At 43.2% G+C, this 9013-nt stretch carries 7 protein-coding genes, 1 tRNA gene, 1 rRNA gene and 1 pseudogene; 3 read left to right on the top strand and 7 right to left on the bottom strand.

What is annotated here, in order from left to right; all coding sequences use genetic code 11:
* Positions 1-64: 64 nt before the first annotated feature.
* The 4 genes from AK965_RS03740 to AK965_RS03755 form a co-directional block, all read right to left on the bottom strand.
* Positions 65-2155 carry a TonB-dependent siderophore receptor gene (locus AK965_RS03740; RefSeq protein WP_099078339.1) on the bottom strand — a complete coding sequence of 697 codons (2091 nt, stop codon included), beginning with the start codon at positions 2153-2155 and terminating at the stop codon, positions 65-67.
* Between the two features lie 201 nt (positions 2156-2356).
* A complete protein-coding gene (locus AK965_RS03745; RefSeq protein ID WP_099078340.1) occupies positions 2357-3730 on the bottom strand; it encodes a sensor histidine kinase in 1374 nt (457 codons plus the stop codon).
* A complete protein-coding gene (locus tag AK965_RS03750; protein WP_099078341.1) occupies positions 3730-4395 on the bottom strand; it encodes a response regulator transcription factor in 666 nt (221 codons plus the stop codon). Before AK965_RS03750 ends, AK965_RS03745 begins: the two co-directional genes overlap by 1 nt.
* Before the next feature lie 167 nt (positions 4396-4562).
* The gene (locus AK965_RS03755) at positions 4563-5516 is read right to left on the bottom strand and encodes an L-lactate dehydrogenase (protein ID WP_099078342.1); all 954 of its coding nucleotides are present in this window, start codon (positions 5514-5516) and stop codon (positions 4563-4565) included.
* Between the two features lie 269 nt (positions 5517-5785).
* Here AK965_RS03755 and AK965_RS03760 point away from each other — a divergent pair, with 269 nt between their 5' ends.
* A complete protein-coding gene (locus AK965_RS03760) occupies positions 5786-6496 on the top strand; it encodes a glycerophosphodiester phosphodiesterase family protein (protein ID WP_099078356.1) in 711 nt (236 codons plus the stop codon).
* 43 nt (positions 6497-6539) lie between these two features.
* On the opposite strand, the gene AK965_RS03765 is transcribed toward AK965_RS03760, so the two are convergent.
* Positions 6540-7022, bottom strand: coding sequence for a murein L,D-transpeptidase family protein (locus AK965_RS03765; protein WP_099078343.1), 483 nt, complete (start codon positions 7020-7022; stop codon positions 6540-6542).
* Between the two features lie 355 nt (positions 7023-7377).
* Between AK965_RS03765 and AK965_RS03770 the strand changes: the two are divergent.
* Both AK965_RS03770 and AK965_RS03775 read left to right on the top strand, forming a co-directional pair.
* Positions 7378-8022, top strand: a pseudogene (locus AK965_RS03770) (NAD(P)-dependent oxidoreductase); the annotation flags it as partial.
* Positions 8023-8106: 84 nt separating this feature from the next.
* Complete coding sequence (locus tag AK965_RS03775; RefSeq protein WP_119464274.1) at positions 8107-8463, top strand: YibL family ribosome-associated protein; 357 nt, start codon at positions 8107-8109, stop codon at positions 8461-8463.
* A 222-nt stretch (positions 8464-8685) separates the two neighbouring features.
* On the opposite strand, the gene AK965_RS03780 is transcribed toward AK965_RS03775, so the two are convergent.
* A tRNA-Ser gene (locus tag AK965_RS03780) sits at positions 8686-8776 on the bottom strand.
* 83 nt (positions 8777-8859) lie between these two features.
* A 5S ribosomal RNA gene (gene rrf, locus AK965_RS03785) occupies positions 8860-8976 on the bottom strand.
* Positions 8977-9013: the final 37 nt, after the last annotated feature.

The raw sequence follows: 9013 nt of genomic DNA on the forward strand, positions 1-9013 counted from the left end.
CAACGAAAATTACTTGGGTATAGCAAAGGGGAAGCCTACCCCTCCCCTTTCTTCGTCAGCTTATTCAGTACTTGAACTGGATTGTCGCCATATAATTTCGGCCTTCGCCGATCACGACCTCACCCGCTCCTGCTTGTTGGCTATTCGTGCTACCACCACCAGCGAAGTAATGAGTATCAAACACATTTTCCACATTGAGTCGAGTCACGATATCCAAGTTCTCATCATACTTGTATGTGTACGCCACGCCCATATCAATGCGAGCATACCCATCTTTCTTAAATGTGTTCGCTGCGTCTCCGTAGCGCTCACCTTCATAAAATAAACCTAGGTTTACATCGGTGTTACTGTGAACGTTGTAGCTAGACCAAACACTTGCTGAAAACTCAGGAACGTCTGCAGGGCGATTGCCTTTGTAATCCGCACTTTGCGTGATTTCCGCATCTAAGTACATGGCAGAGGCCGTTAGTGAAAGCGCATCCGTCACAAAACCTTGTACTAAGATTTCTGCACCACGGTGTACTTGCTCACCATCCTGAGTCTTCTTGTACATCACATCGCCACTAGCATTCACACCGTCTTCAACATCCAACGCGATGTTTTCTAAGGTGATATCGAAAAACGCCCCCGTAACGTATAGACGCTCGTCAAACAGTTCCCACTTTGTGCCCACTTCGTAAGAGAGTCCACGTTCGGCTTCTAGATCTTCACCATCGTTAGTGTAATCAGTGCTATTAACTGTGCCTTGAGGCATAAAGCTCTCAGAGTACTGGACGTAAATCGAGCCGTTGCTTGCTGGGTGGAAAATCACACCTAGCTTTGGTGATACTTGGCTTTCAGTATGCTCATCAGTGCGCTTTTCATCGTAACGAACCCCCGCAAGTACTTGCCAGTGATCGTTAATTGTCATCATATTTTGCGCATAGATACCCCAAGTATCGTACTCAGATGTAGACTCTTTTGCTTTTCCTGAGTAACCAGGGCGAGGAACAGTCTGACCAGGTTCAATTTCAACTGCTGAGTAGTATTCTTGAAAGCGGTCATATTTGTAGTCTAAATAGTTAGCACCGATCAAAAATGTGTTTTCACTACCAAGCAGAGAAAAATCTGTGGTCACATCTAAATACGCCGTATCAAATACCCAATTATCTGTACGCTCATTTCCTGAATGAATGATCTTGTTATCTTGAGCGTATTTACTGAAACTTGGATAAGATTCCACATCAAAACGTTCGAAGTCTTGACGGTTATAACCCGCTTTCACATTTACGCTATCTGTCACTTGCGCATTGATATCGATGCCGTAGTTTTCTACATCGTTGTCAATTTTTGACCATTGTGCATCCCAGATGTACTTATCACCACGGACTGGTTTACCGTCCACAATGTATGCACCTGAATCAACACTTCCGTCATCTTTAGTGCGGTCATAGTGAGCCGACACCATGATATCTTCCGTGATGTCGTATTCCACAACCAGACCACCGACTACGCGGTCAGTCTGTGGCTTAGTGCCATCACCATATTCACGCCATGAGCCGTAGCTCTCTTTAGCAAGAATCGCACGCGCACGCAGCGTTTCTGCTTCGTTAAGTGCGCCACTCACATCCAACACTGTGCGAGAGTGATCATTTGAACCAATATCTTGGCTCAAATGAGCTTGTGTTTCTGTTGTTGGCTTCTTCGAAACCATGTTTATAAGGCCGCCTGGTTCAGAATTGCCGTAAAGGAGACCTGAAGGACCTTTAAGAACTTCAACTCGCTCTAAAAGCTCAATTGGTTGACGGTAGTGTGACCAGTGCTGGCTCCCATCGCGCAGGAAGCCATCCGAGCTGCTCAGTTCAAAGCCACGCAACGAGAAACGCTCACGGTTACGGCTTGTGCCTCCCGCGCTGACACTCGCATCGTTTTTCAGGACTTCACCTAATGTGCTGGCACGTTGCTCATCGATAACCGCTTCATCAATCACAGCCACTTGCCCTGGCGTTTCCAGTTGCATCATTTCCATGCGCATTGCCGTACTGTTGGTATCGGCTTTGTAACCGAACTCGCGCCCTTCTACCACTAAGTGCTCATCTGTTTTTTGAACTTCTGCCACTGCAGGCGCTGCTAGCACTGCACCGATCACTAATGCCAACTGGCTCTTAGTAAACATATCCTTCACTCCGGTTATTTTCGGGCCACACATTCCACCAGTGCGATTCCCTTTGAATTATTTTAGGCGTGAATATAGATGATAATAATTACCATTAGCATTAAATTTACATTCTTTGCATTTGGATTGTTGTGTAGAGAGATCGGAATTCATAGCTCTTTTGAGCAAGTAGCTGAGCCCCTCTATCATTTCGCTAGTTTGTTATTGTCGAAACGACAAGGTAACCACAAGCCCCCCTTCATCACGGTTAGATGCAGTAACGGTGCCTCCCATCATTCGCATCGATTCCTTTACAATGGCAAGCCCTAGCCCATAACCGCTTTGCTTTTTGTCTCGGGAGGCGTCCAATCGAGTAAATGGATCAAAGATATCCGAAAGTTTACCCTCAGGGATACCAGGACCATTGTCAGCAATAGTGATAATGACTTCACGATGTGTTTCGATATTCTTATCCGCTAGTGAAATGTCTATTCGCGCAGAATCGCCGGCATATTTAATGGCGTTTCCTACTAAGTTGTTCAAACAACGTAGCACTAAATTTTCATCACATTGCACAGTCGTGTTCACTGCATCACAAACAAATGTCAATGCTTGCGCTGGTTTCAAATCGATCTTACAACGCTCCACTTGAGGAGCAAGTAACTCTTCTAAATCACTGGACGTTATTTTTGTGCCGTAATGTGCATTCTCCAGTCGACTAAATTCTATGATTTCACCGATCAAATGATTCAGTTCGTTGGATTCTTCTTCTAGCCGTGTCACTAAACTTTGTTCGCTTTCCCCAACACGTTTACGCAATAGATGTAAGACTAAGTTTTGACGAGCAAGTGGGGTACGAAGCTCATGAGAAACGTTACGAATCAGACGACGCTGCTTTTCAGCCAGAGAATGCATCTCTTTAGTCATATTATCGAAGTCACGAGCTAGCTCGTTAAACTCGCGAATATTGGATTTCAACTCATTTACGACACTGACATTAAAATCCCCATTCGCTAGCTTTTTGCTCGCCTCTCTTAATCGATCCAGTGGTTGTTGCAAATGTCTTGCTAGAAGCAATGAAAACAGCGCCAATATCACCGCCGCAATCACTACCTTTAACACTCTGAAATACAAAACAAAATCATGAACCGGATGCAACTGGTGAGGCAATTTAATAACTAAGCTATTGTTATTCACTAAGGGAATATTGATGATCGGTCGACTTACTCTACCTTCGAGTTGCTCATCAAGGCTTCTTTTGAATCTCAGTTTAAATTCAAAGTATGGATGCATCATTCGATGCGTTAACGGCTGATAGTTTTCATCCAAGACAAACAAATAGAAGTGCTGTGCATTCGCCCAATCTGCGAGCTCATCCATATCACCATCTTCGATAAGAACATTCGCTTGATGGGCAAGATCCAACATTTCTGCTTTTACACTCAGAGGGATCTTCAACATGGCCCTGACTAACGCTTGTTCAGCGACCGCCTGAACGGCCAAAATGCTAAAAACGATGGCGGTGATGTAAGTAAAGAGCTGGAAAGCAAGACTACCTTTACGCTGAACAATATAAGGAGGGCAAACCAATTTCATCAACTAGCCACAACCTCAAGGTAGCTGTAGCCTTTGCCACGAAACGTTTTAATGTGTTGCTTCGATAGACCAGCACCCACTAATTTTCGGCGGATATTACTGATATGCATATCTAAATTACGATCGAAAGGACAAAGCTCTTTCTTCAATACCTTGATTTGCAATTCCGCTTTCGAGATCACCACTCCCTGATTCTTCACTAAATAATTCAATAGCTCAGCTTCGGTACCAGTAAGCGGTAAGCTATTCAGTTGCTCACTGATGCTTTGTACGGTGCCGTACATCACCTGTCTTTGTCGCTCTAGCCCCACTCGACGAAGAATCGCTTTAATTCGCATCAATAACTCTGCAACGTTAAATGGCTTGCCGATGAATTGATCGGCTCCAGATTGGTAGCCCTCTAACATCGAGTTTTCATCATTCAAAGCAGTCAGCATCAAAATAGGCGTCGCAAAACGCTGACAGATACGACGTGCAACCTGTATACCACTAAGGTTAGGTAACATCACATCAAGAAGAACGATATCCACCGGCATCTCTTCCATATGCTGAAGAGCACTCTCCCCACAATGAACGGACGAAACGGTATACCCCTCTTCCTGCAATACTGCTTCTAATAATTCACACAATGGAACATCATCATCTACGAGCAAAACACGAGACATCACAAAACCAATACACAAACGCAAATAATAATAATTCGTATTTTATTGCTCATTCGAAAATTTAACAATCTCACTTTTTATGTTTTTTTTCGGCGGCTCATAAACGCAAAAATGCCCACTTTCCTGTGGGCTCTCACACGTAAGATATGCCTCTTTCTAGCAGAAAATCACATCCTTAGTCCTGTAGCCTTTGCGACATCTTCAACAATCATTCGTAAATGGGTACTTATTGATTGAAGCGTTTCTAGCTCATCTTCATTAAATGGATGAATCAGTACTGAGTCTGCGCCCTTCTTACCCACAATCGTAGGCAAACTGAGTACAACGCCATTTATGTCATATTGCCCTGACATCATGGTGCCAACTGGAAGCACCGAGCGCTCATTAATTTTAATGGCTTGAATAATGCGAAACACACTCGCTGCAATGCCATGAACAGTATTGTGTTTACGGCGAAAGATTTCATAACCTGCCTGTTTTACGGCTTCAAGTAATTCATCGGCGTCGATCCGTTCAATATTATGAGCATCACAATAGTAATCAGCCGATTGTCCAGCGATAGAAATCACACTCTTGGGTATAAAACAAAGACTACCATGCTCACCTAACACATAACCAAAGACATTCTTAGGATCCAGGTTCACTCGATTTGCAACAATACTCATCAAGCGTGCTGTATCAATGACACAACCGCTACTGATCACTTGGTTCGGATCAAAACCCGTATTCATCGTAATAAAATGTGCGACAATGTCACAAGGATTTGATACCACGATAAGTATTGCATTAGGCGCAACTCGCTCCACTTTGTGTGCGATCTCAACCCCCACAATTGCATTAATTTCCGCGATATCGATACGAGTCTGACCTTGTTTGATTTGTGCACCAGCGGTAATAACCACAATATCTGCTTCCAACAAATCCAGATAATCATCACTAGCGGTAATATGTGTATTCTTAGAAAAGGTCAATGCAGCAGTATGCCGAAAGTCGAGAACTTCCCCTTCTGCTCGTTGTAAATGGTTATCCAATAGAACTAATTCACGTACGCTACCCAGGGTCAAAAGATAATTGCATACCCCAACGCCAACCGCTCCTGCGCCAATCACACCAATTTTCATGCTGCTCTCCCTGATAATTAAAGGATGTATTCACACAGTCATTGCCTTTAAAAAATGGGTGGTAAGCGTATAAAAGTCCAACCATTTATATTACTTCAAGTTGCATTCCCAACAGGTTTGTCCATCGTAAGGACGACTAAGTAAGGGCGTTTTGTCCCTAAAATGCGCGAATTAAGCATGATTTATCTCTTTAGATACTGAGCTATCCCTATGTTCTGATTAAAAAAGGAGTACAATCTGAACCAATCACTTACAAAGTAAAAATGTATATGCAAACGCTTTTAATTGGCCACCGTGGCGTGGCAGGAGAATTCCCAGAAAATACCAGAGCCAGTGTTCAAGCCGCCATCGATCTCGGTCTTAATTGGGTCGAAGTCGATGTCCAACCAACCAAAGACAATGTACTGGTTGTTTGCCATGATCATAAGGTAAACCGATGCAGCAATGGCCAAGGACGTGTCGATGAACTGACATTAGAACAACTGAAGGCCTTAGATTTTGGAAGTTGGTTTAGCCCTGATTTTTCTAACCAGAAAATCATGACGCTTTCTGAGTTGCTTACTCTTGCTGCTGAGAATGAACTCAACTTAAACATTGAAGTTAAGGTTGACCACCATCCCGCAGAACAAGTGGCTAAAACGCTTGCACACACACTGGCTAAAGGGGCACTATCTAAAGAAAAAATGCTTCTATCTAGCTTCAGCCCTGAAGTCATAAAAGCACTATATAAACATTGCGGTGGTCACCGCCTAGGGGTACTCAGTGAATTTTTTACCAAGAAAGATCGGCTATTACTGGAAGAAGTGAATGCTTATAGCTGTAACCTCAACATTAACTGGGTACGCGCACGCCAGATCAAAAAGCTCCAGCAAGCCGGTTACAAAGTAATGTGCTATACGGTAAATAACCCAAGGAAGCTAAAGCACCTACCGCAACTGGATGGTATCTTCAGTGATTATCCTCGCCGATTCATGGATTAAATGCTATTTACACTCTCGCTCGGGAACCTACGGAAAGAAAAAATTACCATTCAATGGAAATCGGGGTTCCCATTTTTACCAGCTTAATAAACTCTTCCATTTCTTCATTAGTAATTGCAATACAACCATTCGTCCAGTCAAAACTCTGAATATACTGAGAAGATTGCGTCTCACCATTCTTAAGACCATGGATTTTTATATCGCCGCCAGGTAACACTCCCTTTCGATGCGCTTCAAGACGGTCAATTGCGTCTGGGTAGCTGATATGTACAGAGCGGTAAAACGCTGAATCTTCGATAATGTAGTCAAGCGTATAGTCTCCCTCAGGGGTACGATTATCGCCCTCTTCTTGTTTGTGTCCCTTAGGATTAGCCCCTAACGCTATACGATATTCCTTAACGACTACGCCTTCTTCCAACAAGTACATTCTGCGCTTCGATTTATCTACTTTGACAAGATCGACTGCCGCCTGTGCACCCATAGATAAAAAACAACATAAGAATAGAGACAACCACTTTATCGACATCGTTTGAAACGCCTAACCAACACAAAGGAATACAAAAGAAAGGCAATGCTAGTCAGAAGGCCATATTAAAGCAAACTTAATATCAGCAAATTTAACTACTCAATGCTTCCATGAAGTCTTACTTTATATACCCAAGTGACTTCAAGATGCAGGATTCAGAGCGCTGTCATTGATTCCTTATTTACCGAAAGTAAGCAAGGAAAACAACGCAGTGTAATAGCCTGCACTTTCCAAGTTGTATGACGCATAAATCGGTTCAATGACACGCTCCCGAAGGGCCCTCGTTGCAAATAGTAAGGGCCCTGGCTCGTATACTAATGTTGCCGATTTTTGATTTAGACCCACGAGACCTTAAAATCGCCGCTTACATAAAGCCTACCAACGCACTCGAGACGCTAACTTTTCTCTAGAGGGCTTAGTTGGCTTTAATTTCTATGGTAAAAACGTTGGGGTGGTCGGCACGGGCAAAATTGGCATCGCGACAATGCGTATCTAAAAAGGGCTTGGCATGGAACCGCTGTGCTATGACCCATACGAAAACCCACTCGCAATAGAGATGGGAGCTCGTTACTGTACAATTGAAGATATTTACACTCACGCGGATGTCATTTCTCTTCACTGCCCAATGAGTATAGAAAACTACCACCTTCTGAATGAACACTCCTTCGCAAAAATGAAAGATGATGTAATGATCATTAATACCAGTCATGGGGAACTGCTTGATTCTGTCTCGGCAATCGAAGCACTGAAACAAGGCAAAATAGACGCGGTCGGGTTAGATGTTTACGACAACGAAAAAGACTTGTGCTTCCAAGATAAATCGAATGATGTGATTGTCGATGACGTTTTCCGTCGCTTATCAGCATGCCATAACGTATTGTTTATGGGTCACCAAGCTTTCCTCACGTATGAGGCTCTCAATAACATTGCTTCTGTTACGTTGAATAACGTCAAAGCCTTCTTCTCTGGAGTGACTTCAGGCAATGAATTAATCAAGTAAATGGAGATATCAAGCAGTATAGTAGAGCGTAGAAATTCAGCTATGCTATACTCCTCGACTATTAAAAATTTGAGTCCAATTACCATGAGCATTAAAACTGATATTCAAAAGCTACACAACCGTCTAGATACATGCCAGCGTAAACTTGACGGGGCACGTTCTCGTGGTGATCAAGAAATGATTACTAAATTCACGAATGAAGTTGAAGAGCTTACGAAGAAGCTAAATCAATTAAAACACAAGCAAACTTACGAGCTAAACAAAGAGCGTAAAAGCCTGCTTGATATGCCATTCTCTCGTGAAATCACTAAAGAAGAACAGGCTGATATCGGCAAACTAAAGAAACGCGTTCGCGGCCTAGTCATCGTTCACCCTTTAACGAAAGTGGGTAAAGAGCTGCGCCTAGATGTGATGACAGGTTTTGCACCAAAAGAGTTCTAATTGCCACATCAAGCATCTGATATTGAAAAGCCCAAACTATTAGCGTGGGCTTTTTTATACTTGAAATTCAGTTAGTTTCAATAAGTAACCGTACAACGAACTGGTCGGTCATTTCTCATCGCATTTGAGAGTTATATTTCTAACCGGAGACGTAACTGAAGGAAATTGCTAAATGGCAAAACGACGAAAGCCCGTTGATTTCTCAACGGGCTTTCTATGTAGTGGCGGAGAGATAGGGATTTGAACCCTAGGTACGCTATTAACGTACGCCGGTTTTCAAGACCGGTGCTTTCAACCACTCAGCCATCTCTCCGCAAATTGTTACTAAAACTTAGTCTGACACTAACGATGCTAATTTTTAGTTTGCTTTTAGAATCCTCTAAAAGCGACATTAAAGCCTGGCGATGTCCTACTCTCACATGGGGAAGCCCCACACTACCATCGGCGCTATTTCGTTTCACTTCTGAGTTCGGCATGGAAATCAGGTGGGTCCAAAATGCTATGGTCGCCAAGCAAATTCTGTTTCGGTTTCACTTTCATTAAAAAGTGA

Origin of the sequence: Vibrio sp. PID17_43, assembly GCF_002608565.1 — a bacterium.
In the GTDB taxonomy this organism is placed as follows: Bacteria; Pseudomonadota; Gammaproteobacteria; order Enterobacterales; family Vibrionaceae; genus Vibrio.